This window comes from Lactiplantibacillus sp. C232 (genome assembly GCF_023806725.1).
Classification (GTDB): Bacteria; Bacillota; Bacilli; order Lactobacillales; family Lactobacillaceae; genus Lactiplantibacillus; species Lactiplantibacillus plantarum.
The window spans coordinates 12691-39016 of sequence record NZ_JAMSKZ010000005.1; the positions used below are offsets into that span (position 1 = coordinate 12691).

The window sequence follows — 26326 nt, forward strand, 5'->3', positions numbered from 1 at the left end:
GCACATTATTCGGACTGGGGGCCGCTGATGCTTTTATTCGAGGGGACGAGCTTGGGCTGACCGTACTACCGATTTGAAAGGAAAATGTCTAAACTTCAATGCACAATTTATGAGTTGGTTTCGGGTTAAATTAAGCTTGATTTTTTGTAATGCTTCAGCAATCTAGTTATATTCGTTATAAGCATTAGATTATTTTCCGCCTGGAATACCATTTGGTGGGTTATCTTAATACTAGAGCATAAAGGGGGTCATATCATGGATACGCCACTATTCTTAAATGTTGTCGCCTATGTGCTATTAATATTGGTATTACAATATATCAAATTCAAATTTCCAGACAGTACCTTTATCCGTTTCTTTCAAAAATACGGGTGGTGGTTAATTGGGCTATGTTTTGTCGCAATATTGGTGATTTTGGCCGCACCGCAATTTCAGAACCCCTTTAATGCGTTAGATGTACCGGCTATTGGGGTCATGTTAGTATTCGGGTACTTCTTTATTAAGGATAAAAAATCGAAACATAAGTGATGATTAAATGAGATAGCACCTCGAACGATGATGTCGTCCTGAGAGGTGCTATTTTTTTGCCTAAAAATCGATTTGAGAAGCACTGATGTTTAGCCGTTTTAATCTAGCATTAAACGTGAACTGGGTTATTCGGTAACGGAAGGGCATAATTAAAAAATCAGTTTGGAACCTTGCAATATATCTAAAAGATATATATACTTAACAGCGCGAAGGATTGGTGAATTTAATGTATGAATTGTTTATTTTAGGACAGTTGATGGATCATCCGATGACGGGCTACCAGTTGCGTAAAGCGCTGGTAAACGTAGTTGGTTCAGAATTAACCATTAGTTTTGGTGCGTTGTACCCGTTGCTAGATAAGTTAGCCGCGGCTGAAGAATTAACACTGGCGTTTAAGCGGACCACTAATAAACGGCCACAAAAGTTAGCCACGATAACAGCGGCTGGTCGCACGCAATTTTGGCAGTTAGTTATGACGCCAGTCGCGCTCAATAAGCAAACGCAGTTAACGTTTCAAATAAAGCTGAATTTTTTACATTTATTAAGTTGTGATCAGCAGCAAGTAATCTTGTTGGATTTTCAGCAATTTGCACAGGGACAGGTCGCACGCTTAACGGCGCAGCACAAACGGGTGATGACGAATACCCACATGCTTGCCGCTGATATTCAAGATGCGTTGATGGTCAATGAGTTACAACGGGTACGAGCCCAAGCACAATTAGACTGGCTTGACCGCCAGTTGCGCAATGGAGGGGAAGTTAAGGGATGAAAACAATGTCGTTTGCGACTGATCCACAAATTCAAAAGCATCGCTGGTGGATATTGGTTGCGGTATGTTTATTTACGTTCATGTCAACGTTAGATGGGAGTATTGTGAACATTGTCTTGCCAGTAATGAGTAAGGATTTAGCGATTCCAATGAATCAGGCAGAATGGGTCGTCTCAATTTATTTGATTGTGATTTGTGCGTTATTGTTATTATTTGGTAAATTAGGTGATATTTACGGTAAGATTCGGGTGTTTAAAATCGGGTCCTTACTATTCATTATTGGCTCGTTATTGTCAGGATTCAGTGTGGGGTTGCCATTTCTACTCATTGCACGCAGTATTCAAGCAGTCGGAGCGGCAATGACGATGAGTACGAACAACGGGATTATTACCGAAGTTTTCCCGTTTAAGGAACGGGGCCGGGCGCTAGGTATGATTGGCTCATTCGTTGCATTGGGGAGTATTGCTGGCCCCGGTATCGGTGGTTTGATCCTAGCTCATTTGAGCTGGGGCTATATTTTCTGGATCAACGTTCCGGTGGGAATCTTGGCGATGATTTTAGGCGCAATGATTTTGCCAAAAGACGTCACGACGACGCAACAACCATTGGATAAGACCGGGGCGGGGTTATTTGCCGTACTCATGGTTGCACTATTTGCAGGTGTGTTTATCGGGCAACAGATTGGGTTCTTGCAGCCGGTTATCTTAGCCTTGTTTGCAGTGGCAATTGTGACGCTGATTATTTTTGTTCGCGTCGAGTTACGTCATGAAAATCCGCTGCTAGCGCTACAATTATTTAAGAATGCCCGTTTTAGCATTAGTATCTTATGTGCGTTATTAATTTTTATTGCGAACTTTTTCTTTAACGTGATTGCCCCGTTTTATTTAGAAAATGCTCGGGGGCTAGCGGCAAACTATGCGGGCTACGCCTTGATGGTATTCCCAATCGTACAAGTGGTGGTCGCCCCGATTGCTGGGACGATTTCTGACAAGATCGGACCAGAATTGTTAACGTTCGTGGGATTGGTCCTGATTTCAATCAGTCAAGTGGGTTACATGGTTGTGGGGCTAGCAACGCCACTTTGGTTCTTCTTATTATTCGTCGGATTAGTTGGATTTGGCAATGGTATCTTCATGGCACCCAATAATTCGATCGTGATGAGTTCAGTGGCGGTCAAAGACTTGGGCGTTGCTGGCGGGATTAACGCGTTGGCACGTGAATTAGGCATGATTGTTGGAATTTCGGTTGCCACGACCGTACTATATTCGGCAATGAGTCAATCAGCGGGGTATAAGGTTACGTCATACCTGCCAGCTCACCCGGAGATCTTTATTGATGGTATGCACATTGCGTTCGTGGTCTCGTTAGGGATTTGTTTAGTTGCGACGGTCATTACTGGCGGGCGGTTACTAAAACATCGACGCACGGCACCTGCCAAGTAAACATTAGCAAATCAAAAAACGTGTTGCGAGAAATCTGAGATGATTTCTTGCGACACGTTTTTATATTCTTGCATCCTTGATGTTGCTGAAAGGGGGTCTGGTTAAATCAGGCTTGTTTTAAAGATCCAGGGCATAAGCTCACTGAAAAAAACTCGGATTAGCGCCGTTATGACGCCAAACTCGTCGTTTAATTCCCTAGTTAGGCTAATCCTCAGTCTTCTCCCGTCTGATTTATGCCCGCTTGTGATACTGAGCATTGATAGAAATGTGCCATGCGACTGCTTTCTCGAACGCACTGAAACCTGTGCATATTACGCCCATGATTCCGATTATCGGAATCGTTGTTGCTTATCTAGCAGTTGCGCTAACTGACCACGAAATTCATCGCTATGGTGTTGAATGTTCGTCAAGTCGTGACTCATTTGAACGGTGTAGTCAGCGACTTCGCCGTGTTCGCCTTGATCGAGTCCGAGTTCTTCCTCTCGCTCGTCAACGCGCATTCTGATGACTCGTTTCAATAGTACGATAATGACGATGCAAACGATGGTAGTAAAGCCAATGGTAAAGATCGTTGCTAATAGTTGTAATCCGAATAATTTAAAGCCGCCACCATAGAAAAGACCGTTTAGAGAAATTGTGCGATTAACGGCTTTGCTAGCGAATAGCCCAGTCATGATACTGCCGACCATGCCGGAAACACCGTGGCATCCAAAGGCATCGAGTGCATCATCGATACCTAAGCGTGGTTTGATGAACGTAATGAAGCCGTAACTGGTTAATGTGGCGATAAGGCCAATCCAAAAGGCGCCAGAAATGGTGACGTAGCCACAAGCAGGTGTAATCGCAACGAGACCACAAAGGGTACCGGTGCAGACACCGACTAGGGTTGGTTTGCCCTTGGTTAGCATATCAACGACCATCCACGTCATCATGGAAGTGGCGGTGGCAACGGTCGTGGTTAAGAAGGCTTGGATGGCGATGTCGTTCATGGCAAGCGCCGAACCGGCATTGAAACCGTACCAGCCGATCCATAAAATAGCGGTCCCCAGCAATACCCATAAGATGTTATAGTGCTGGGTCATATCCTTGCCATACTTGTGGCGGGCACCTAAGAAGGCTGATAAGACTAAAGCGGTGATACCGGCATTGATGTGGACGACGGTGCCACCAGCGAAGTCGATGACGCCAAGTTTAGCTAATAAACCGTTATCCCAAACCATATGAACCATTGGATAGTAGATGAGGAGTGACCAGAAGATGATGAAGGTTAATAAGAATTTAAAACGGATACGGCCGACCACCGCGCCAACAAATAGTGCTGGCGTGATAATGGCAAACATCATTTGAAAGATGAGATATAAACCGTTGGGAATCTTTGTCGCGGTAAGCGCGGTCAAGTCCACACCATGCAACCAAGTGGCTTTGAGATTACCGACAAAGCCACCTAAATCACCGGAAAAAGATAGTGAATAACCGAATGCGAGCCATAACAAGATTGCTAAGCCACAAATCATGAAGACGGATAACATGGTGTTAACGACATTCCGTTTGGAAACTAAGCCACCGTAGAAAAATGCTAATCCGGGCGTCATGAATAATACCAATATACTAGATAACACTAAAAACGTTGAATTTGCAGCGTTCATACTCCCAACCCCTATCCATACCATTTGATGTTAGAAATTATAACATTGATTATTGAGCGACGCACTCTTTTTTTGTGTTTAGGTTAAATATTAAACTTACAAACGGGCTTTGGTGTCATTATGGAACTGTTGATGTCAGATTTTGTGACGCAAACTATTGAAAACATGAGTGGACTCCTTGTAAATTCTTAGCAAAAGCCGGTCAAGGTTGCTTATTGGCAGAAATGTAGGAAGTGACTTCCAAGAGTGGTCGCGATTAGTTCGGTAATGAAAATAATTAGGCAATGGGGGGCAAGTGATTAATTATCTTAAACTAATTAGGGGAATTGGTAACTATAGTGCGTGCTATTGCTTAAGAAAATGATGATATGAAAGGTGAGGCGCTTTCAGCAATTGACCATTACTAACTAGAGCAGTAAGGTTATCACCACATAAATTAAAAGACGATGAGATTATTACATAACGTCTTAATAATTAAAACGGGGGTTCAGCTTATGCGAAAATATGCGATTATTGGGGTCGGCCACGTTGGGGCGACCATTGCTTATACATTAGTTTGTAAAGGAATTGCGGATGAATTAGTCTTGATTGATACTAATGCGGCTAAAGCTCGCGCAGAGCAATTAGATTTACAAGACGCTCAAGCCCGTTTAGATAGTCGAACGATTATTAAAATCAATGACTATCATGAATTAGACGACACGGATATTTTATTTGTTACTAGCGGCAACATTCACGCGTTAGACCATGCTTCCGGTAACCGATGGGCTGAATTTGAATATACGAAGCAAATCGTTCAAGATATCGCTCCGAAAGTTAAAGCAACCAAATTTAATGGCGTGGTCATCGATACAATGAATCCGTGCGACGCAATTACTCACTATTTCCAACGCGCAACGGGATTATCACGCCAACAGGTCTTTGGGACTGGGACTTTCTTGGATACGGCGCGCATGCAAAAGGTTGTCGCAGAAGCCTTCGACTGTGATCCAAAAAACATTAGCGGGTATGTTTACGGTGAACACGGCGAATCACAATTCAGCGCGTGGTCAACGGTTCAGGTTAATGGTATTCCAATTACATCCTTGGTTGATAAGTATCATTTGGACTTAGATGCACTTGAGGCAGCTGCACGCCATGGTGGCTGGGCGGTTCATTCTGGTAAGGGTTATACCAGTTTTGCCATTGCCACTTGCGCGGTTAAATTAAGTGAAGCAGTCTTTGCAAATGCTCGCTTAGCATGCCCGGTCTCTGCGTATAGTGAGACCTTTGAGACGTATGTTGGTCAGCCAGCAATCATTGGCAAAGATGGGGTCGAGAGTGTGACGACGCTTGCTCTGACTGCTGATGAACAAGCTAAGTTCCGTAATTCAGCGGACACGATTATCGAGAAATTCCACGCCTTTGATGACGTCTTAAGCGATCAATCAGTAAAAAAACGTCAACAAGCCTAAAAAGTGACGGTTGTTAATTGTCTTGTTTGGCAAACTTCTACCAAAATGTTAAAATTTTACTAAGCAGAACGTTGACTGCATTAACTATATGGTGGGATGAATATGCGCCGACAATTAACAAACCGGCAACGGTGGTTCGTGATTGTGATCGCGACGATTTTGGGAGTAGGCTGTGCCTTGCTTGGTCAATGGGGCCAGTTCTTCGGAGTCATCGCAGCAACGTTTGCGCTAATGTTGTTAACCAGTGGCTGTTTGACTTTTTGTCATCGCCGCGGGTGGCAACCTGGAAGCGGCATGTTGCTAGCATTAGTCACGGCTACAGGGTATGTACTAGTTATTTTAGGAAGCTATGGTTATTTACTGCACAGCTAAGCGCAGCACTTTGATACGAGGAATCGACCGTATCAAAGTGCTTTTTGTCTGCAATCATTTTTAGCGTGCTAATTTAAGTTATGTTTCAACGATGATTACGGCCATCGGTGCTCATAAAAAAGGTCGCGACTCATCATCGCGGCCTTCCTGGGTGCGGTATTGATTGTAAACATCAAAGTGGGGTCACCGCACCCAAGGTATTAATGGCAGACCTAGTTGGATAGCTTTACCTAAAGCCTGCCAACAGGTAAGCGGTAACGCAGACGCACCGCCGCGCTATCGGCTGCACTAATACCGTTATAGCGATTATCAGCTAACATGACACTGTGGCGATCACGGCTGTGTTCCAAACCAATAGTATGTCCTAACTCGTGTTCAGCCACGTGGACTTGATCCGTATAAGAATAGTGGTAGCGTACAAAATTACGTGTTAACAAGTACACTTGCGCTTTTGTGTAATAACCATTGGTATAACCGGTCGAAAAAGTAATACCGGCTAAGCGATAATACTGCCCACTGGTGGCATTACTGGTCCCCAAAGTAATTTGATGATGAGCAGTGGTTCCCGGTACGAATTTAAAGTGACCAGTCGCATTCCAGGCTTGGATGGCCGCTTGATAGACGTGCCGCTCGTATGATGATGCTTGAATGACGTAGGTCACTTGAGCGTGTGGCCAGCGACTCCGTGAATATGGTGTCGCAATCGATTTTGCGTTGGCAATTGGTGTCAGCCCAAGACCAAAAATCACGGTTAATGTGGTTAAACCTAACTTAGCACTGTACTTATTCTTCATTGTTGTAACCCTCTTTCCCCCAAAAACGAAGGTCGCTATCAATAATTGTATTTTAAAACGTTGTTGAGATAGGAGCCCCATCCTAGACTCAAATTTGACCTAGAATCGCATGGTTTGATCGCGATTAAAGTTAGTTAAATAGGTTATCGCGTGCTATGATGAGAATATCTTATGATGATGGAAGGAAATTGATATGACGATTAAACAGGCAATTGTTCAACAAGCCTTGACGTTAATAAAACCGCAAATGGTTGTTGGTTTTGGGGGTGGCTCGACGGTTGGTGAACTGGTCAAGGAGGCAGCCAATCATGTGAATGATATTACGGTCGTCACCCCATCACCGACGACCTGCCAACTTGCGACCGTTCTCGGGTATACCGTTGTAGATACTGCATATTGTGACCGCGTCGATATTGCTTTTGACGGCTGCGATCAGTTAGATCATCACGGTAACGCGCTCAAAAGTGGCGGTGGAATTCATGCTAATGAGAAGATTATTGCCAGTTTGGCGGATGAATATTGGTTACTAACGATGCAGGACCGGTTAGTTGATCAATTTGATATCAAGACGCCACTAGTCTTAGAAGTGCTACCAGCGGCCTTATCGTTAGTCATGCGGACGGTGAGTGATCTTGGCGGTCAGGCAACCATTCGAACTGCTAATAATCGGGACGGCTTCACGTTAACCGATAGCGGCAATTTATTGATCGATTGTCATTTTCCAACGTATGCCAAGCTCACGGACCTGAATGTTGAATTAGCAACTTTGGCTGGCGTTGTTGAAACGAGCTATTTCGATCACTTGGTGACGAATGCTTGGTTGGGCGATGCGGCCACGAATACGGTCAAAGCGCTATTTTAAGTGTCATCAGGGACGACAGCATGACCTTAATGATTAGCAATTGAGCGCTGAAATTCGTTTGACACTTTTTTAAAATAATTCTAAACTGAAGGTGACGTATAAAAGCGCCACCATTTTTTGAATCTATGTTATTTTAAATATCTAAGGGGATGTCAACATGGCAAAAAAAGTCTATACTGATTATTTTTTTGATGAACCTGCTTACAACACACATGACGGTGGCTATATTCCACTAGTTACACCGAAAGTCGATCCACAACCGTTAGCGATTCCACCGTTATTGAAGCCGGACCGCCAGACGGATACGGATGATTACTATACCGTCACGGCACAAGAAAGCGAAACTCAGTTTTTACCTGGTAAGAAGACTAAAACGTGGGGCTATAATGCGGGCTTCCTAGGCCAAACTATCGTCTTTCGTAATGGTAAGCAGACCCATATTGACTTGGAAAATAAACTCCCAGAATTGACGACTTTCCATTGGCACGGCTTGAATGTCCCAGGGCCCATTACCGATGGTGGCTGCCACGCACCGGTCTATCCCGGTGAAACGAATCACATTGACTTTAAAGTACATCAACCAGCTGCGACTACGTGGTTACATGCTCATCCGTGCCCATCGACTGCGACGCAGGTCTGGAAAGGCCTAGCAACGATGGTGATTATTAAGGATGACGTTGAAGATCAGTTACCGTTACCACGTAATTATGGTGTGGATGATATTCCGTTGGTATTACAAGACCGTGAATTTCACGATGATAACCAATTTGATTACCGGGCGGACTACGATCCAGATGGCGTTCAAGGGCATACGGCGTTAGTTAACGGGACGGTCAACCCATATTTTGATGTGACGACGCAGCGGGTGCGGCTACGAATCTTGGATGGATCGAACCGGCGCGAATGGCGTCTGCACTTCAATGACGATTTGGAATTTGCACAAGTCGCTTCCGATGGTGGCATTTTGCCGGCACCGGTTTATATGACCAAAGTGATGATGACCTGTGCGGAACGGGACGAAATTGTCGTTGATTTCGGTCAGTATCAGCCGGGCGATGAAGTCACGCTGATGACGGATGATACGCCGCTATGTCGCTTCCGAATCAAGTCGTTCGTACCGGATGACACCAAACTACCAGAACATTTAGTTGATATTCCTGATGAAACACCAACACCTGACTTACCTGTTCGCACAATCACGATGGATGGGATGGATGATGAAGTCGCGCTTGATGGTAAGAAATTCGATATGAGTCGCATCGACGCTCGGCAAAAAGTTGGGGATGTCGCCATTTGGGAAATCCGCAACACCAACAGTACTGAAAACGGCATGGTTCATCCATTCCACGTTCATGGGACTCAGTTTAGAGTTTTGGCACGGAATGATGGTCCAGTTTATCCTAATGAACATGGGCTGAAGGATACGGTCGGTGTCAACCCTGGTGAAACGGTGCGGATCAAGGTCAAATTTGAGCTGACAGGAGTTTACATGTATCACTGCCATATCATCGAACATGAAGATGGTGGTATGATGGCCCAAATTGAATCATATGATCCCCAACACCCACAAACTTATCATTTAATGGATATGGACACCTTACGGAATGCTTTTGCGAAGGAACAAGGCATCAAGCCCGAAGATGTTTGGATGCCCGGTATGTAAGTGTAGATTAAGCTAATTTAGTGATGAGATGTGAATAAAGTCCGGTTGCAACCAGCAAGTTATCTGCTTGGTCGTAGCCGGGCTTTATCATTTAAAAGCACCTCGGGGTCAAAACGGTGGCGGTTTTGACCCCGGATTTACCATGTTTTAATCATGATTTGTGACGAATTAGCTCGTATAAAGACAAGTAAGTCTGTATTTCTACAGTTTAGGCGCAGTAACTGGTACAATTCAAGTAAGGACCGAAAAAAGGAGGGGATTAGGATGCACGTTGCAGCAATGATTATGGCGATCTTGGTTGCCGTTGAACATTTATTTATTTTGTGGCTGGAAATGTTTAATGCGGATAGTGAAATGGCCGCAAAAGCGTTTGGGATTCCACGGCAAACGCTACAGTCGCCGTCAGTGCAATTATTGTTTAAAAATCAAGGGTTATATAACGGTTTCTTGGCCGTCGGTATTTTATACAGCTTGTTTGTGATTCCGGCCGTCGCGAGCGTCGGGGCAACCCTGTTTTTCTTAGCCTGTGTGATGGTTGCCGCGGTTTATGGTAGTATTACTGTCAGTCGCGCGATCGTCGTGATTCAGGGGCTACCGGCATTAATTGCGTTTATTCTGATGTATTTTGCTTAGCCGGTTCTTTGAAGTAATGCAATTATATTAGTGTTAATAAAAAACGTTGCTACGTGATTCTGTAGCAACGTTTTTGGTTGTTTAAGCTATCCATATTATATGGCAGATTGGATTACACTTTGCCAATGACCGTCGTTTTAGCAGTTGCTAGCACGTGACCGGCAATGGCATCATGAAATTCGTTGAGCCAGTATCCAGGTTGGAGGTCTAACTCAGTATCAAGTGCAAATAGTTTAAATGAATAACGATGATCCTTGTCAGGCGGATACGGGCCGACGTAGTGTTGGCTAACTTTCGGATCAGTCTCGTGAACATAGGCGCCCGCTGTGGAATTATTACCTTGGACCATCGGAATAGCACCGGTCTGACTGGCATTTTCAGGGATGTGAGTCGTGGTTGCCGGTAAATTGGCGGCAATCCAATGAATCCAGGTGAAGCCACCTACTGGAATCGCATCGTGGTCAACGAAAGTGAACGCCAGTGAATGGGTGCCAGCTGGCACATCACTAATGTCAACGGGAAACGAGATGATGGGGTGGCCCTTATACGTTTGGGCAACGGCCGCTTGTTTGGAATAGGTGGCTGCAAGGGCGCCATTGATGGTCGGAATTGATAGTTGCATTGCAAATCCCTCCTCGTGTAATTAGTCTTATTATAACGCTAATAGTCGCTGGCGTAGTGCTGGGTCAACCGCATAAATATAAAGCCCATAACGACCACGTTTCATCAAGACATTGATTGAGTTGAAGATAATCTGCTGTTTAAGGGGACGCAGATCGCCTAAGTCTGTCCGGTTTTTGAACGCTTCTTGATCTTCATAGCGTTCAGGGCGAACGACAATCTGATCATGGTCTTCATCATAGCCCACAGAAGGGCCAAGAATGACCCCCGCATAATTCAAATCAAACCCTTGAATGGTATAAATAGAACCAACTTCATTCAGTGTCTCAGGTCGTAAGGCCCAAGGATCATCAGTTAAGTTGACTTTATCCCACGGAAGCTTCAATTGTCCGGCCGTCACGTACCAAGTGCCATGATTAACGACGTACGGGAAGTCAGCGGTTGCCACCATCCGAGCGAGTCCATACTGCTGGTCGCGTTGTTTGATCAGGTCGTATAAGGGTTGCCCATCATCAAAAAAGCGTAGATCAAAGTTATCGCTAACGGGTTTTGGTTGTAATTGCCCGCGGGTAAAACCATCGATCCAGTCGACAACATCGGCGCCGCCAGTGACCCGAAATTGCTCGTCTAAGTTGTAGTTCGCGTGCGGGTACTGGTCTAAAAATGGCTTGAGATCGTTGCTGTGCCAGTAGCTCTTTAACTTCAAGACTTGACGGGTGTCGAAGACGAGGACAACGACGCGACTATGATTGATCAGTTCCGTTAACTGGTTGTGACCTGTAAAGCGGTTATAGCGGTCTGGTTGCGTGAGTAATAGGTGCGCTTCGTCAATAAAAACAACGTCTGCTTGCCGGTGGTCTTTTGCCAACCGGTTGATCAACGGAGTGGGTTTTTGAAAGTCTTTTTTGCGCAAGACGGGATCTTCACCAGCTAAGCGCTTATAAATTTTGAGCATTTCATTGTGGTTGACGACGAGATAGTTGTCAGTGGCCTGCAAATCGTTTGGTGTCAAGCTACGATTGAGGGCTTGTAGCCGAGCAAACGCGGCGGCTAATACGGCACTCTTGCCAGTTCCTGCATCACCATGAATAACAAAGAGGCTGGGCTGTTTTTGCTGGCGATGGGTACGGATAAAAGTTAATAGTTGGTGCTCTAATGATTGTTGTGCCGGTGACAACGCAGCTTGATCATTTAGCTTGAACGTTGCGGCACTGATTGTAGATGACATATTTTTTCACTCCCAAACACATTATACCTGCATATTGGGGCTAATTGAAATGAGAGTCATTACAGTTGGTGGTAGAATAGAATTATGACAAAGTGTGGGAGGAAGTAACATGAAACTTGATTTTTCGGTGGCGGTGCATAGTATCCTGTACCTTGATGCACACCGTGATAGTAAGGTCGCTAGTCGGGAACTCGCGCAGTCACTGCATCTTAACCCGGTGATGATTCGCAATATTTTATCAGTTCTACATAAGCATGGATATTTAACGGGGACGGTTGGTAAAAATGGGGGCTACCAATTAGACTTGGCGTTGGCCGATATGAACCTCGGCGATCTATATGATTTGACCATCCCCCCAACAATTAGCTATGCGCGCTTCATTACGGGACCATCCAAAACGGATGAACAGGCTGATCAATCCCCGATTGCGGCCAATATTAGTGAAACGTTGACGGATTTATTTACAGTAGCTGACCGTCAATATCGGGCTTACTATCATCAGTTTACAATGGCTGATTTACAAGCCGACCTGAACCACCACGGTACGTTTTTACAACACGAACAAGATTCAGAATCTTAAGTAAAAAGCGTCACTTGATTGAAAAATAAGGCGATTTTCGTTAATAACCTTAATTTGAAACGGGTTTGCCATTCAGGATTGTCAGGGCTAATTATCGGTGCTATCTTAGATGTCATTATGAAAGTGGCATTGAGATTGAAAGGGGCCTTGGCAATGACAGCACGGTTAGTGTTAATTCATGAAGTTGGTCGTTATCGAGAATTATCGGAACAACGGTACTGGTTAGAATCCGCCGATTTTTGGGGTGTCGATGGGCGTGGCGCGACGGTCAATGAGGCCGTCGGTAACTTTTTGACCAACCTCGTGCAATATTGCCGCGACTATTACCAACGCGGCTTGTGGCAACTTGATGATCGGTTGTTACAGCTAGACCACGTTGATACAGTGTTAGCGTACGCGCAGGCAGGTAAGTCACCAGCACCATTATTTTTGTTTAAATTAGTTCCGGCGGATCATGAGTTGGCGTCTGCTTAAACGAAATATTGACGAATTCTTAAAGAAGCGTTCATACTTCCACCACACTCCTGCGCTAAACTATGCGTTATAATCAAAGCGTAAATTAATTGGAGGGTGTTGTATGGAATTAGATAAGATTTATCAGTTAATGGACAAGTTTGAACAAAGCAGTTTAACTAGTTTTGAGTATCGGGACCAAGATTTTGAAATTCAAATGGGTAAGAAGGGACACGGCAAGACGACGGTGACCCCGCAGCCGGCGCCACTTCCCAATCAGCCGGTGATTGACCCAACGCCGGTCACACCGACACCGGTCTCAACAGTTAGTACCCCAGTTGTTGCGGAGGCGGAACCAACCCCAGTGGCGACCAGTATGGCTAGCAATCCGACGAGCGTTGTAACACCTGATCCTGAACCAGAACCAGCGCCGATTGATCCTAAGGAATGCGTGACGGCACCGGTCGTCGGAATCTATTACCCAGCGCATTCTTCAGAAGAAGCGCCATACGTTAAGTTAGGCGACCACGTTAGCGTTGGTCAACAAGTCGGCCTCATTCAAGCGATGCAGATGATGCGGCCAGTGGTTGCTAAGCAAGCGGGGACGGTCAAAGCCTTCCTAGTGAAGAATGGTGAAGAAGTCAACTTCGGTCAACCATTGATTCAATTAATCCCAGATACGCCGGATGACATTTAATCAGGTACGGTCAGTGGTTGCTGAGCGTATTAAGCACTTTGAGTAGCGCTATGTCTTGATAAAAGCGTGACACAAACTAAAAATGAACCACTTCAAGCGCACATGATAATTGTGCAAGCTGAAGTGGTTCATTTTTTAGCTTAATTAATGACGATTGGTAGTGGTTTATTTAGGTTGGTCAATGGCTGCCACGGTTTCTAGGAACCACTTGTTGAAAGCAGCCGCATCAATATCGACACAAACGGTCGCGTTGGTTTTGCCGTCATGGTAAGCACCACGAATATCGCCAACGGTCTCGCCATTAGCGGGGCCCTCCGTCTGGACATCAATCCACATCTTTTCAGTCGTGAAGGCTTCTGGATGTAGTAAGTAGAAGAGCGTATTGACATCATGCATCGCAACGCCAGTCTGGTTGCGGTCGTTGTAATGACCAAAGAGGGCGTGGAGCATTTCGCCAGTTTTACCGAGGGTCGGTAACTGTTCAATCGATTCGCGCGTTAAAAGGGCCTTCATCGTCACGTCTAAGCCGACCATGGTAATTGGAACGCCGGATTGGTACATGATTTCAGCCGCGTGCGGGTCGGTAAAGACGTTGAACTCTGCGGCGCTGGTCATATTACCTTTGCCTAAGGCCCCACCCATCGCAACGATTTCTTTAATGTGTGGCATTACTTCGGGGTAGGTCTTAAATAAGAGCGCAATGTTGGTATAGGCTCCCGTTGGCACTAACGTAATCGGTTGTTCAGCAGCCATGATGTAGTCACGGAGCGCTTCAACGGCTGTTTCTGGTAATGGTTTCGCAAGGTCAGTCGGGAAGTCGTAACCCGGCATTCCTGAAACACCGTGAATTCGGACGGCATCTTCAAACGGTTTGATCAGCGGTTGGGCAGCCCCACCCGCTACGGGAACGTCACTGTTAAAGAAGCGCGTTAGTTTGAGCGCATTCAGCGTCGTTTTGTCGACCGTCACATTGCCGGCGACCGTTGTAATTAATTGTAAGTCCAAGTCAGGATGATTTAACGCAAAGGTAATTGCGGCGGCATCATCAATACCAGGGTCAGTGTCCATGATAATCTTTGTTGACATGTTCATTCCTCCAATTAAATTGACGTGCTTGAAATTAGTTCTATTTTAGCATACTACGGGCAATGAATTCGATTGCAATTGTGAAGGGTTTGACGTAGCATGACAGTAAATACAGTTAACGATGGAGGAACGGATTATGAGTCAACCACGGGTCATCTTAATTACGGGCGCATCTTCGGGGATCGGTAAAGCAACTGCTTTGAAGTTACAAGCTCAGGGGAACATTGTGTACGGAGCCGCACGGCGGATTGAAAAAATGACGGATTTAGCAGCGGCTGGAGTGCACGTTTTAAAAGTCGACGTGACGGATGAAGCGACGTTAATCGCGGCTGTCAAAACGATTCAGGTCGAACAGGGGCGCATTGATGTCCTAATCAACAATGCGGGGTATGGCTCATACGGTTCCTTGGAAGACGTTCCGGTCGCAGAAGGCGAGTACCAATTCAAGGTCAATGTCTTTGGTGTGATGCGGTTGACACAATTAGTTTTACCGTTGATGCGGGCACAACATCGTGGTCGGATCATTAATGTTTCTTCAATTGGGGGTAAGATCTATCAGCCTTTAAGTGCTTGGTATATGGGGACCAAACACGCAATTGAAGGGATGAGCGATTCGTTACGGATGGAAGTCGCACCATTTGGTATAGATGTTGTCATCGTTGAACCTGGTGGAATCAAGACTGAATGGGCTGGAATTGCGGAAAAAAAGTTGTTGGCAGTTTCCGGTGAGACAGCCTATCATGAACAAGCTGTTAAGGTCGGTGCGATGCTGTCATTGTTCGATCAGTTTGCTTCCAATCCGGGAGTGATTGCTAAACTGATGGTTCACGCTGTCAATGATGTGAAGCCCAAGACTCGTTATCACGCAGGTATGGGCGCGGGGGTCTCATTAACGGCTCGTCAGTGGTTGAGTGATCGTCAGTTTGACCGCATGATGAACTCAGCCGTCAATGGTGCGGCTAAGCTGTCAAAAGTTACGCGGCGTAAGGACCGGCGAACCGGGAGTCGGCATTATCGGCATGGAAAAATACCCGCTAATAATAATTAATCTGAATAATGATGCTAAGAAGCGAGCCCAACGATCACAGTTGTTATTGTGGTAGGGGTTCGCTTCTTTATTTCAAGTCTAAGCTTTAAGCTTCCCCCATGTAGCATGGGAGAGATAGGGTCTCGTTAGTTATTATTTTAGATGGTGCTTGGATGATGACAAGCAGGTGGATTCTTGTTCGGCAGCAATGATCGTCCTATTCCGACCTCCGGGGCTGGGTGACAATTGCCGGAACGTAAGCCGACATCGATTTGAGCCCGTGCACAAACCCGCCCGGTCTCAAATACGAGTCTTATTCTAAGCCGGAAGTAGCCCACTTCCGACTAAGAATAATTTGGCTACTGAGCATTGTCACCCAGCCCCTCCGGTCGGTAAGCCGCTCGAATGGCTGATGAACGGCCACTTAACTTGGTATAATTGGTCGCTGACTATTTTGATAATGGAGCCTTAAACGAGAGGTTAGGATTACATTAACCACTTTGTTGAAACGTTTGATTATTACTATGGTGATTCCGAAATAGTAAGCTATCACAATGTTACTTTCTGCCTGACAGTTGCTCGACAAAATTACTGTTTATGAAGAACAATGATGAGTCCAATAAAAGTTGGGTGCCTCACCGTCAGCCATTCGAATACTATCCCGACTGGAAGTCGGTGTAGGACGAACTAACCAAACATGTTTACGCTAACCCGAACTTTTCCAGCGGGCCTAAGCTGGCTGCTTTGGACTTAGGTTTGCACCGCCATTATAGCTTCGTCATCACCGCCGTTAGCGTAGTCGTTGCGGTGGTCATCGCGGGATCGTCCACGGGGTGGTAGGTGATGGTGAGGTTGGGAAATTCTTCGATAATGGGAATCAGCGTTTGCCATTGGGGTAGGTCTGGTTGGTCGGCTTCGGGAACGTCCCAGTTGTTTTGCCGCCAGCTTAAATAACGTTGTTCGCTAATAACCGCCGCCACTTGTTCAGTTGTGGTGTGAACATGAACGGGTAAATCATGACGTTTCAACGTGGCGAGTGCGGTGGTCAGAGCACTCAAGGCCAGTGAAGTTTCGGTATGTCCGTAGCCACCGTCGTTTAGCGCCTTTTGATGGTCAGCGTATCGCAGAATGACGACCCAGGCAGCGGGGGTTGTTGCGGTGATGTTGGTCGATTGGTGGTTGGTACTTGCAAGGTAAAGATGAATCGTAGCTATTGTTGGGGCCTCCTTAGTTGTAATGATAATCCATTGAGTGGTTCATCTAATAGTTTCGTAAAAACTAGCCAGCTTCATTTTAAATTAATGAATAATTTTAACATGAAACTACAATAGTTACAAAATTTGGTGAATTGTCAGTGCGTATTACTATGATTTTTGGCGGATTATGCTACGATTAAATACATGGATAATTAAGAAGTTATTAAGTAATAAAGGTGAGCACTGGAGGTTAGCATGCAGACATTAATACAGACGTTTATGGATCGACGCGGGGATTTGCTGACTGCGCTATGGCAACACTTGGGGATTTCATTAGCATCATTAGTCATCGCAATGGTAATTGCGATTCCGTTGGCTATTTGGGTCGTTCGACGACCACGGTGGGCCGAGGGATTGTTACAACTCACGAGTGTCTTACAGACGATTCCGTCTTTGGCACTGTTAGGGTTATTGATTCCGTTAGTTGGGATTGGAACGGTGCCAGCAGTAATTGCGCTGGTGATCTATGCTTTACTGCCAATTTTTCAAAATACTTATTTGGGTATCTCAGAAATTGACGCCTCAATTGAAGAGGCCGCCGATGCCTTTGGGATGTCACGAATGCGTAAGTTGTTTAAAGTTGAACTACCCATTGCCCTACCACAGATCATTGCTGGGATTCGGACCGCGCTCGTCTTAATTATTGGGACGGCTACTTTGGCCGCTTTGATTGGTGCTGGGGGTCTCGGGACCTTTATCATGCTCGGTATTGACCGTAATGATACCTCGTTATTATTGATTGGGGCTATCTCATCAGCATTGTTAGCAATTCTGCTGAGTGCGCTCGTTCGGTGGTTTCAAACGGCTAAACCACGCCACGCCTTAATCGTCTTTGTCGGTATTTTAGCTTTACTAGGTGGTGGCGGGGCTTATAGTGTTTATGCCAATCGAGTTGAAACAATTACGATTGCAGGTAAACTCGGTTCTGAACCAGAAATCTTGATTAATATGTATAAGCAGCTGATTGAAGCTGAAGATGAGCATGTTCATGTGACGCTCAAGCCTAACTTTGGCAAGACCACGTTCTTATTCAGCGCGTTAAAGAATAATCAGGTTGATATTTATCCTGAATTTACTGGCTCGGTGCTGGAGACCTTAGTTAAGGGAAATAACCCAGCTGGTCAAACAGCTAACCAGACCTATCAGCTCGCCAAACAGCGCCTCGCTAAGCAGGAACAGATGACTTACTTGAAGCCGATGCAGTATAACAATACGTACGCATTGGCAGTGACTAAGAAATTTCAACAAGAACATCATTTGAAGACAATCAGTGACTTAACGCAAGTTGAATCGATTCTGAAACCCGGAATGACCCTAGAGTTTATTGATCGTAATGATGGCTTAAAAGGAATCAAGAAGACTTATGGGTTAGACGTGACTGCCAAGTCGATGGAGCCGGCGCTACGCTATGAAGCCATCAGTAAGGGGAAAATCAACTTGGTAGATGCCTATGCGACGGATAGTGAATTACGGCAGTATCACTTGGCCTTATTGAAGGATAATAAGCACTTTTTCCCAACGTATCAAGGGGCACCGTTGATGAAGACGAGTTTTGCCAACAAACATCCTAAGGTCGTTAAAGCGTTGAATAAGTTAGCAGGAAAGATTTCAGAAACTGATATGCAAGAAATGAACTATGAAGTCAATGTTAAGAAGCAGTCCGCTTCGACGGTTGCACATCGCTATCTTGTGAAGCACGGTTTATTGAAGGAGGGACGTTAAATGACAACGGCAATTGAATTTCAACACGTCCAGAAAGACTTTAATGGGCAGACCGTGATTCCCGACCTTAATTTAACGATTGACCAGGGTGAGCTATTTGTTTTGGTAGGGACTTCTGGGAGTGGCAAAACGACGTCACTTAAAATGATCAACTGCTTAGAGCCACTGACGGCTGGTAAAATTCTAGTTAATGGTACTGATACAACCACGATACCAGTCCGAAGTCTACGGTGGCAAATGGGGTATGTCTTACAGCAAATTGCCTTGTTCCCAACGATGACGGTGGCGCAAAATATCGCCGTGATTCCGGAAATGAAAGGGACAGCTAAGAAGGAAATTAATCAAACGATTGATGAGCTATTGGCGGAAGTTGGCCTCGATCCAAAGGAATACCGTGACCGGATGCCGTCAGAATTATCCGGTGGTGAGCAGCAACGCATCGGTATCTTACGGGCGATTGCGGCGCAACCAGATATTGTTTTGATGGATGAACCATTTAGTGCGTTAGACCCCATCTCGCGGCAACAATTGCAAGACTTGGTCTTACGGCTACACGCCCGCTATCACAACACGATCGTCTTCGTGACGCATGATATGAATGAGGCGTTGAAGTTGGGTGACCGGATCGGTGTCATGCAACACGGTCAGTTAATACAAGTCGATACGCCGGCTGCTCTGGCTCAGCATCCAGTGAACGACTTTGTGCGGAACTTCTTTGGTGCGAGCCGAGCTAAAAATGTCTATGATGTCTACGTTGGGCGTGTAGGGCTTATTCAGGGTTATCTCACAGAAGAACCCAGTGTTGCGAGTGGTCGGATTCAATCGTTAGACGTTCAAGCCACGTTACGCACCGCCTTTACGGCATTGACAGATCACGATTATGTGGCGGTCACGGAAGAAAATCGGGTTGTTGGCTATTTGGATCGCCAACGAATCGTGGCTTACTTGAGTCAACATGAAGAAGTATCTTAATCGTCAATTAAGGATGAATCAGTTACACTAGGTTGTGATAATTGATGGTCGCTAATGAATTTAAGGAGGAATTTCGAATGGCGGAACAGTACGATGTTGTTGTGATTGGTGGCGGACCAGCCGGCAATGCCATGGCTAGCGGATTAAAGGCCCAGGGCAAGACAGTGTTGATCGTTGAAGCGGATCTGTGGGGCGGCACTTGTCCTAACCGCGGTTGTGACCCTAAGAAAATCCTGTTAAGCGCCGTCGAAGCGCGACAAGCGGCGCAACATTTACAAGGGCAGGGCCTGATTGGCGCGCCCAAAATTGATTGGCCAGCACTGATGGCGCATAAACGAGGCTATACGGATGGCATCAACGATGGGACGTTGAACGGACTAACGGGGCAAGATATTGCGACGTTACATGGCCAAGCACACTTTCAATCCGACAATCAGTTAGCGGTCGGGGATCGAGTAGTCAGTGCGACTGATTACGTGATTGCTACTGGTCAGCGTCCAGCGATTCTACCGATTACCGGGCACGAATACTTTAAGACGAGCACTGACTTCTTAGATTTGGACCAGATGCCTAAACGCGTGACATTTGTAGGTGGTGGCTACGTAGGCTTTGAATTGGCGACGATTGCGAATGCCGCTGGCGCTGATGTGCACGTGATTCATCATAATGACCGCCCGTTAAAAGCTTTTGATGCAGATTTGGTTAAGGATTTGATGGCCGCAATGACGGCTGATGGAATCACGTTTGACTTGAATACGGATGTCCAAGCAATTACTAAAACGGCGACCGGTCTACAATTGACAGCTGATAATTTCGAGCTGACAACGGATCTGGTCATCAGCTCAGCGGGACGGATTCCGAACGCGGACCAGTTAGGTCTAGCCAACGTGGGCGTTACCTTTGATCGGCATGGGATTCAAGTCAACGATCATTTGCAGACGGCCAACCCGCACATTTATGCCATTGGGGATGTCAGCGATACACCGGTACCGAAGTTAACGCCAGTTGCAGGTTTTGAAGCGCGTTATCTGGTCGGTGAGTTGACGCATCCTGGCGCAGCCATAAAGTATCCCGTTGTGCCAACGCAGGTTTTTGCAGCGCCCAAGTTAGCGCAAGTCGGGATCAGCGCGGCCGTGGCGACTGAGCATCCAGATGAGTATCGTGTCAATACACTTGATATGACGAAGTGGTTCACTTATTACCGCTTTGGCGCACAACAAGCCCAAGCTAAAGTAGTGGTTGCTAAAGCGAGTGGGCAGGTTGTGGGTGCTACCCTTCTAAGTGATGTTGCCGACGAGATGATTAACTACTTCACGTTGTTAATTGAAAAACACGTGACTTTACCAGATTTACAACGGTTGGTATTGGCTTACCCAACGCCGGCTAGTGACTTACAATATTTGTATTAATGTGTGGTTGAATTAAATCAAAGTCCAGCTATTCAGCTTAACTGAATATGTCAGCACTAACGGAGTGACCAGGAATGACCGGCCACTCTTTTTTTGTTTGACCGGCGTTTGGAGTGGAATACGGAGGCCAAATGATGTCGCAAACAGACGGTCGTCATTTTCGTTGTGCGACTATCTTGGCGTGTAAGTACTGTGAAAAAATGTCAAAATTGTAGCTCGTCGCGGTGGCACTAATGTTAGTAAATTAATTATTTTATAGAACTAGAAGCGATTGCTTAAATGCTACGATGCTTGCTATGGCAGTATCGAACTGTGACATAGTACAAACTAGTTTTAAAGTAAATTCAATTGTGCAAAATTTAATTTATGCAAATCTATTCACAAAACGGTCGCGACATGGTATGATTCAATCATCAATTATGATAGCGTTTTCATAAAACTGTTATGACTAAGGAGTGACACACCATGACCGACAAGTACATTATGGCAATTGACGAAGGGACAACCAGTACCCGCGCCATTATCTTTGACCATGCGGGCCATAAAGTGGCCGACTCACAACGGGAATTTCCACAGTATTTCCCGCAGCCGGGCTGGGTCGAACATAATGCCAATGAAATCTGGAATGCTGTCTTGTCTACTATTGCGAATGCCTTCATTGAATCGGGAATCAAACCCGCTCAAATTAGTGGTATTGGAATTACGAATCAACGGGAAACAACCATCGTTTGGGACAAGCAAACTGGCTTGCCAATCTATAACGCAATCGTGTGGCAATCACGGCAAACCGCGCCGATTGCTGAGAAGCTGGTTAAAGATGGCTATGGTGATTTGATTCATCAACATACGGGACTCGTCACAGACGCTTACTTCTCGGCAACTAAAATTCGCTGGATCTTAGACCACGTGAAGGGGGCCCAAGAACGAGCCGAAAAGGGTGAATTACTCTTTGGAACGATCGATACGTGGCTCCTATGGAAACTTACCGGTGGGGCCACCCACGTGACGGATTATTCCAATGCCAGTCGGACGATGCTCTTCAATATTCATGATTTGAAGTGGGACGACCAGATTTTGCAATTATTAAATATTCCAGCGGCGATGTTGCCAGAAGTTCGCACTAATTCTGAAGTTTATGGCAAGACCAAGGACTATCATTTCTTTGGGTCGGAAGTTCCAATTAGTGGGATGGCTGGTGATCAACAAGCGGCCTTGTTTGGTCAACTGGCGTTTGAACCGGGAACCGTGAAGAATACTTACGGGACTGGGGCTTTTATCGTGATGAACACCGGTGAAAAACCCCAATTATCCGATAATAATCTATTGACCACGATCGGTTACGGCATCAACGGTAAAGTGTACTACGCCTTGGAAGGGTCAATTTTCGTTGCCGGTTCAGCGATTCAGTGGTTGCGTGATGGGATTCGCCTAGTTGAAAGCGCTCCCGATTCTGAACGGGCGGCGCGCGAATCGCATAATGAAAATGAAGTCTATGTGGTTCCGGCCTTTACTGGTTTAGGGGCACCATATTGGGACTCTGAAGCACGTGGCTCAGTCTTTGGCTTGACGCGTGGCACGACTCGTGAAGATTTTATTAAAGCAACCTTGCAAGCATTGGCTTACCAAACGCGGGACGTGGTTGAAACAATGAAGAAAGATTCCGGTATTGAGATTCCAGTATTAAAAGTTGACGGTGGCGCTGCTCGTAATGACTGGTTGATGCAATTTCAGGCGGATATCTTGGATACGCAAATTATGCGGGCTGCTAATCTGGAAACGACAGCGCTTGGTGCCGCCTTCTTGGCCGGGCTTAGCGTTGGTTATTGGCAGGATTTGGAAGAATTAAAAGCGTCATATAAGCCCGGCACGAGTTTTGACCCTGAGATGGGGCCAGCTGAACGGACGAACTTATACGAGGGATGGCAGGCAGCGGTTAAAGCGACCCAAGTCTTTAAGCACACCCCATACCACGCAGGAAAATAGAGGAGGACAACAACATGGCATTTTCAGCAACGACGCGTCAACAAAATATTGAACGCTTACAAAATGAAACGTTAGATTTACTCGTTATCGGTGGTGGGATTACCGGTGCCGGTGTCGCCATTCAATCAACCGCAATGAACATGAAGACCGGGTTGATCGATATGCAAGACTTTGCAGAAGGGACTTCATCACGGTCGACGAAACTGGTCCATGGGGGCATTCGCTACTTAAAGACATTTGACGTGGGGGTAGTCGCCGATACCGTTAAAGAACGGGCGGTCGTCCAGGGGATTGCGCCACACATTCCTAAGCCCGACCCAATGTTATTACCGATTTATGATGAGACGGGAGCGACCTTCGACCTCTTTTCTGTTAAAGTGGCGATGGATCTGTATGATAAGCTCGCCGAAGTTAAAGATCCTAAATTCACCAATTATACCCTTTCACGCGAGGAAGTCTTACAACGGGAACCACAGCTGAACCCTAAACATTTAGTTGGTGGCGGTGTTTACCTTGATTTTCGGAATAATGATGCGCGCCTAGTGATTGAAAACATTAAGAAGGCTCACGAAAATGGTGGGATTATGGCAAGCCATGTGAAGGCGACCGGCCTCTTACATGATGATGATGGCCGGATCAATGGTATCACCGCTGAAGACTTATTGACTGGTGCATCGTTCGAGATTCATGCCCGAATCGTCATCAATACGACCGGTCCATGGTCAGACACGATTCGTAAGATGGACCATACTGAAAAGTATCAATCCCAGATGCGGCCAACCAAGGGTGTACATTTAGTCGTTGATGCTGAGAAACTCCCAGTGCCACAACCAACCTATTTTGATTCTGGTGATCAAGATGGCCGGATGATTTTCGTGGTGCCACGTGAAAACAAGACGTATTTCGGAACGACTGATACGGATTATCATGGTGATCTGAAACACCCGACCGTTACGCAAGAAGATGTTGATTACTTGTTGGAAATCGTCAACCGTCGTTTTCCAACTGCCAAAATCACCTTAGATGATATTGAGGCTAGTTGGGCCGGATTGCGGCCACTGATCGCCGCTAACGGTAGTTCCGATTATAACGGTGGTAATTCAGGGAAAATCAGTGATAAGAGCTTCAAGGAAGTTATCAAGGTTGTTGATCAGTTTGAAAGTCAGGAAGCCAGTCGTGAAGATGTCGAAAGTGTCCTGAATGACTTGGAAACTTCCTTGGCAGAGGACAAACTCAGTCCGTCAGCGGTTTCACGCGGTAGTTCGTTGACTAGTAGTCCAGACGGGCTGTTGACCCTTGCTGGTGGGAAGATTACTGATTACCGTAAAATGGCTGCGGGTGCCATGGCGCTGATTGCCAAGATTTTAGCAGATAAGTATGACGCCCACTTTAATGAAATCAATTCGAAGAACCTCCCCGTTTCTGGTGGCGATATTGATCCGCACAACGTGGATGCAACGATTGCATTTTATGCTAAACAAGGGACGGATAATGGTTTGACGAATGATGAAGCGTTGCGGATTGCAAATATGTACGGTTCCAATGCTGCGCGGGTCTTTAGTTTGATTGGTAAAGTTGAACCGACGCATGGTCTGAGTTTAGCCGAAACGATTAGCTTACGTTATGCTTTGGATGAAGAAATGACCCTGACGCCAGTCGACTACTTGCTGCGGCGCACTAACCACTTGTTATTCATGCGAGATACGCTGGATAGCTTAAAGGATGGCGTCATAGCGACAATGGCCGATTACCTTGGTTGGGATACTGCAACGGTCAAAGCACAAACCGAATTATTGAATCAGACGATTGCTGAATCGGACTTAACAGCACTGAAGCAGGGCTAAGGAATGGGGTGGTCATGATGAAAGATCCATTAGCACTACAATTGTTGGGGGAATTTCTCGGGACCTTTATCTTGATTCTGTTAGGTGATGGGGTTGTAGCTGGGGTAACACTCAATAAATCCAAAGCGCAAAATGCGGGCTGGGTCGCGATTACCTTAGGTTGGGGATTTGCAGTCACGATGGGCGTCTATGCGTCCAGCTTTATGAGCCCCGCACATCTTAATCCGGCGGTCTCACTAGGAATGGCAGTGGCCGGTAAGTTCCCATGGGCCTACGTGATTCCATATAGTGCGGCTCAGATTGCTGGTGGGGTGATTGGTGGCCTCGTGGTTTGGTTGCACTACTACCCACACTGGCAAGCAACTAAGGATGCTGGCGCGATTCTCGGCATTTTTGCAACCGGTCCTGGTATCCGGCGGTATTTCTGGAACTTTATCAGTGAAGTGATTGGAACGTTCGTCCTAGTTTTTGGCTTGTTAGCCTTCACGAAAGGCCAATTTACGGCGGGATTGAACCCGATTGTTGTCGGAATTCTGATTATCGCTATCGGGCTGTCTCTGGGTGGAACGACCGGGTATGCAATTAACCCGGCCCGGGATTTAGGGCCCCGCATTGCGCACGCGGTATTGCCCATCGCCAATAAAGGAACTTCTGATTGGGCCTACAGTTGGGTGCCAATCGCTGGACCATTGGTTGGTGGTGCGTTAGGCGCACTGTTGTTTAATGTATTGCCATAATTTTATGACTGATTTGATATAAACCGTGAGGACTGTTGGAATTGACAACAGTCCTCACGGTTTTATTTGTGAGTAATGGGTGAAATGAATGCTTTCATTAACTGAGCAAAAGACATCTGCTAATTAAAATTTTATGGTTTGGCAACATATAAAATACCTTTCAGTTGGGTAGTCTTCGATTAGCAGAAAAAAGGCTTAATATTTGATAGACTAGGTGCTATTTTGCATTAATTATGATTAAAACGTACCAATTTAGTTGAATTACTGATTATCAGTAAATGCGGACCTTATTCTAAACCGGAAGAAAGCCATAGCTAAATAAGCAAGTTTATACAAAATTGTACTTTTCCAACTGATCTAAGCTGATTGCTCTTGTGCTTAGTATGGCAAGCTTTAACCATGGTTTAGGGTAGAAAAATCAGCATGATACGTAAAGAATTTATACAATTGAAAATGTCAATGTATATTGATATTAATATAAAAATATTTATTGTTTTTTAACAAAATACATGTTAACCTGCTATGAGTAGTTAGTTGGGTCGCTTTAC

Annotated in this window: 24 protein-coding genes; 18 read left to right on the plus strand and 6 right to left on the minus strand. The window is 45.7% G+C overall.

All coding sequences use genetic code 11. From position 1 onward, the window contains the following. Nucleotides 1-255 precede the first annotated feature (255 nt). The 3 genes from MZO41_RS06365 (at nt 256) to MZO41_RS06375 (ending at nt 2739) form a co-directional block, all read left to right on the plus strand. Complete coding sequence (locus tag MZO41_RS06365) at nt 256-528, plus strand: hypothetical protein (protein WP_003641922.1); 273 nt, start codon at nt 256-258, stop codon at nt 526-528. Nucleotides 529-754: 226 nt separating this feature from the next. Beyond that, nucleotides 755-1297 (plus strand): PadR family transcriptional regulator, encoded by a 543-nt coding sequence (locus tag MZO41_RS06370; protein WP_011100970.1) that lies wholly within the window; start codon nt 755-757, stop codon nt 1295-1297. Beyond that, nucleotides 1294-2739, plus strand: a complete 1446-nt coding sequence (locus MZO41_RS06375; RefSeq protein WP_252129653.1) for an MFS transporter — start codon at nt 1294-1296, stop codon at nt 2737-2739. Before MZO41_RS06370 ends, MZO41_RS06375 begins: the two co-directional genes overlap by 4 nt. A 329-nt stretch (nt 2740-3068) precedes the next feature. Here the strand turns inward: MZO41_RS06375 and MZO41_RS06380 are convergent, their stop codons facing one another. Beyond that, a complete protein-coding gene (locus MZO41_RS06380; RefSeq protein ID WP_011100972.1) occupies nt 3069-4385 on the minus strand; it encodes an ammonium transporter in 1317 nt (438 codons plus the stop codon). Nucleotides 4386-4879: 494 nt separating this feature from the next. Between MZO41_RS06380 and MZO41_RS06385 the strand changes: the two genes are divergently transcribed. Next, complete coding sequence (locus MZO41_RS06385; RefSeq protein ID WP_011100973.1) at nt 4880-5839, plus strand: L-lactate dehydrogenase; 960 nt, start codon at nt 4880-4882, stop codon at nt 5837-5839. A 102-nt stretch (nt 5840-5941) separates the two neighbouring features. Next, nucleotides 5942-6211 (plus strand): hypothetical protein, encoded by a 270-nt coding sequence (locus tag MZO41_RS06390; RefSeq protein WP_003641927.1) that lies wholly within the window; start codon nt 5942-5944, stop codon nt 6209-6211. A gap of 230 nt (nt 6212-6441) precedes the next feature. Here MZO41_RS06390 and MZO41_RS06395 read toward each other — a convergent pair whose 3' ends face one another. Then, on the minus strand, nt 6442-7005 hold the full coding sequence (locus tag MZO41_RS06395) for a M57 family metalloprotease (RefSeq protein ID WP_003643762.1): 564 nt from the start codon (nt 7003-7005) through the stop codon (nt 6442-6444). Nucleotides 7006-7198: 193 nt separating this feature from the next. On the opposite strand from MZO41_RS06395, the gene rpiA reads away from it, so the two are divergent. From rpiA to MZO41_RS06410, 3 genes are all read left to right on the plus strand, one after another. Continuing rightward, on the plus strand, nt 7199-7867 hold the full coding sequence (rpiA, locus tag MZO41_RS06400; protein ID WP_013355171.1) for a ribose 5-phosphate isomerase A: 669 nt from the start codon (nt 7199-7201) through the stop codon (nt 7865-7867). Between the two features lie 157 nt (nt 7868-8024). Beyond that, complete coding sequence (locus MZO41_RS06405; RefSeq protein ID WP_013355172.1) at nt 8025-9530, plus strand: multicopper oxidase family protein; 1506 nt, start codon at nt 8025-8027, stop codon at nt 9528-9530. Nucleotides 9531-9794: 264 nt separating this feature from the next. Continuing rightward, a complete protein-coding gene (locus tag MZO41_RS06410; RefSeq protein WP_013355173.1) occupies nt 9795-10163 on the plus strand; it encodes a DUF1304 domain-containing protein in 369 nt (122 codons plus the stop codon). A 112-nt stretch (nt 10164-10275) separates the two neighbouring features. Here the strand turns inward: MZO41_RS06410 and MZO41_RS06415 are convergent, their stop codons facing one another. Both MZO41_RS06415 and MZO41_RS06420 read right to left on the minus strand, forming a co-directional pair. Next, nucleotides 10276-10785: a YbhB/YbcL family Raf kinase inhibitor-like protein gene (locus MZO41_RS06415; protein WP_003641932.1), complete on the minus strand. Its 510-nt coding sequence runs from the start codon at nt 10783-10785 to the stop codon at nt 10276-10278. Nucleotides 10786-10815: 30 nt separating this feature from the next. After that, entirely contained in the window at nt 10816-12012 is a 1197-nt protein-coding gene (locus MZO41_RS06420) for a DUF2075 domain-containing protein (protein WP_013355174.1), read from the minus strand. Nucleotides 12013-12121: 109 nt separating this feature from the next. Between MZO41_RS06420 and MZO41_RS06425 the strand changes: the two genes are divergently transcribed. From MZO41_RS06425 to MZO41_RS06435, 3 genes are all read left to right on the plus strand, one after another. Next, nucleotides 12122-12592 carry an RrF2 family transcriptional regulator gene (locus MZO41_RS06425; RefSeq protein WP_003646440.1) on the plus strand — a complete coding sequence of 157 codons (471 nt, stop codon included), beginning with the start codon at nt 12122-12124 and terminating at the stop codon, nt 12590-12592. A 153-nt stretch (nt 12593-12745) separates the two neighbouring features. After that, nucleotides 12746-13066: a hypothetical protein gene (locus MZO41_RS06430; RefSeq protein WP_225867872.1), complete on the plus strand. Its 321-nt coding sequence runs from the start codon at nt 12746-12748 to the stop codon at nt 13064-13066. 103 nt (nt 13067-13169) lie between these two features. Continuing rightward, nucleotides 13170-13742, plus strand: coding sequence for an acetyl-CoA carboxylase biotin carboxyl carrier protein (locus tag MZO41_RS06435; protein WP_013355176.1), 573 nt, complete (start codon nt 13170-13172; stop codon nt 13740-13742). Between the two features lie 165 nt (nt 13743-13907). On the opposite strand, the gene rihC is transcribed toward MZO41_RS06435, so the two are convergent. Beyond that, nucleotides 13908-14828 carry a ribonucleoside hydrolase RihC gene (gene rihC, locus MZO41_RS06440; RefSeq protein ID WP_013355177.1) on the minus strand — a complete coding sequence of 307 codons (921 nt, stop codon included), beginning with the start codon at nt 14826-14828 and terminating at the stop codon, nt 13908-13910. Nucleotides 14829-14964: 136 nt separating this feature from the next. On the opposite strand from rihC, the gene MZO41_RS06445 reads away from it, so the two are divergent. Further along, nucleotides 14965-15876 (plus strand): oxidoreductase, encoded by a 912-nt coding sequence (locus MZO41_RS06445; RefSeq protein WP_013355178.1) that lies wholly within the window; start codon nt 14965-14967, stop codon nt 15874-15876. 746 nt (nt 15877-16622) lie between these two features. On the opposite strand, the gene MZO41_RS06450 is transcribed toward MZO41_RS06445, so the two are convergent. Beyond that, nucleotides 16623-17069 (minus strand): ribonuclease H, encoded by a 447-nt coding sequence (locus tag MZO41_RS06450; RefSeq protein WP_003646442.1) that lies wholly within the window; start codon nt 17067-17069, stop codon nt 16623-16625. A gap of 237 nt (nt 17070-17306) precedes the next feature. Between MZO41_RS06450 and MZO41_RS06455 the strand changes: the two genes are divergently transcribed. From MZO41_RS06455 to MZO41_RS06480, 6 genes are all read left to right on the plus strand, one after another. After that, the gene (locus tag MZO41_RS06455; protein WP_003641940.1) at nt 17307-18833 is read left to right on the plus strand and encodes an ABC transporter permease/substrate-binding protein; all 1527 of its coding nucleotides are present in this window, start codon (nt 17307-17309) and stop codon (nt 18831-18833) included. Then, nucleotides 18834-19805 (plus strand): ABC transporter ATP-binding protein, encoded by a 972-nt coding sequence (locus MZO41_RS06460; RefSeq protein ID WP_003641941.1) that lies wholly within the window; start codon nt 18834-18836, stop codon nt 19803-19805. A gap of 77 nt (nt 19806-19882) precedes the next feature. Beyond that, entirely contained in the window at nt 19883-21214 is a 1332-nt protein-coding gene (locus MZO41_RS06465; protein WP_003646444.1) for a dihydrolipoyl dehydrogenase family protein, read from the plus strand. A gap of 465 nt (nt 21215-21679) precedes the next feature. After that, nucleotides 21680-23197 (plus strand): glycerol kinase GlpK, encoded by a 1518-nt coding sequence (gene glpK, locus MZO41_RS06470; protein ID WP_003643773.1) that lies wholly within the window; start codon nt 21680-21682, stop codon nt 23195-23197. A 14-nt stretch (nt 23198-23211) separates the two neighbouring features. Further along, a complete protein-coding gene (gene glpO / locus MZO41_RS06475; RefSeq protein WP_003641944.1) occupies nt 23212-25041 on the plus strand; it encodes a type 1 glycerol-3-phosphate oxidase in 1830 nt (609 codons plus the stop codon). 14 nt (nt 25042-25055) lie between these two features. Continuing rightward, entirely contained in the window at nt 25056-25778 is a 723-nt protein-coding gene (locus MZO41_RS06480; RefSeq protein ID WP_003641945.1) for an MIP/aquaporin family protein, read from the plus strand. Nucleotides 25779-26326: the final 548 nt, after the last annotated feature.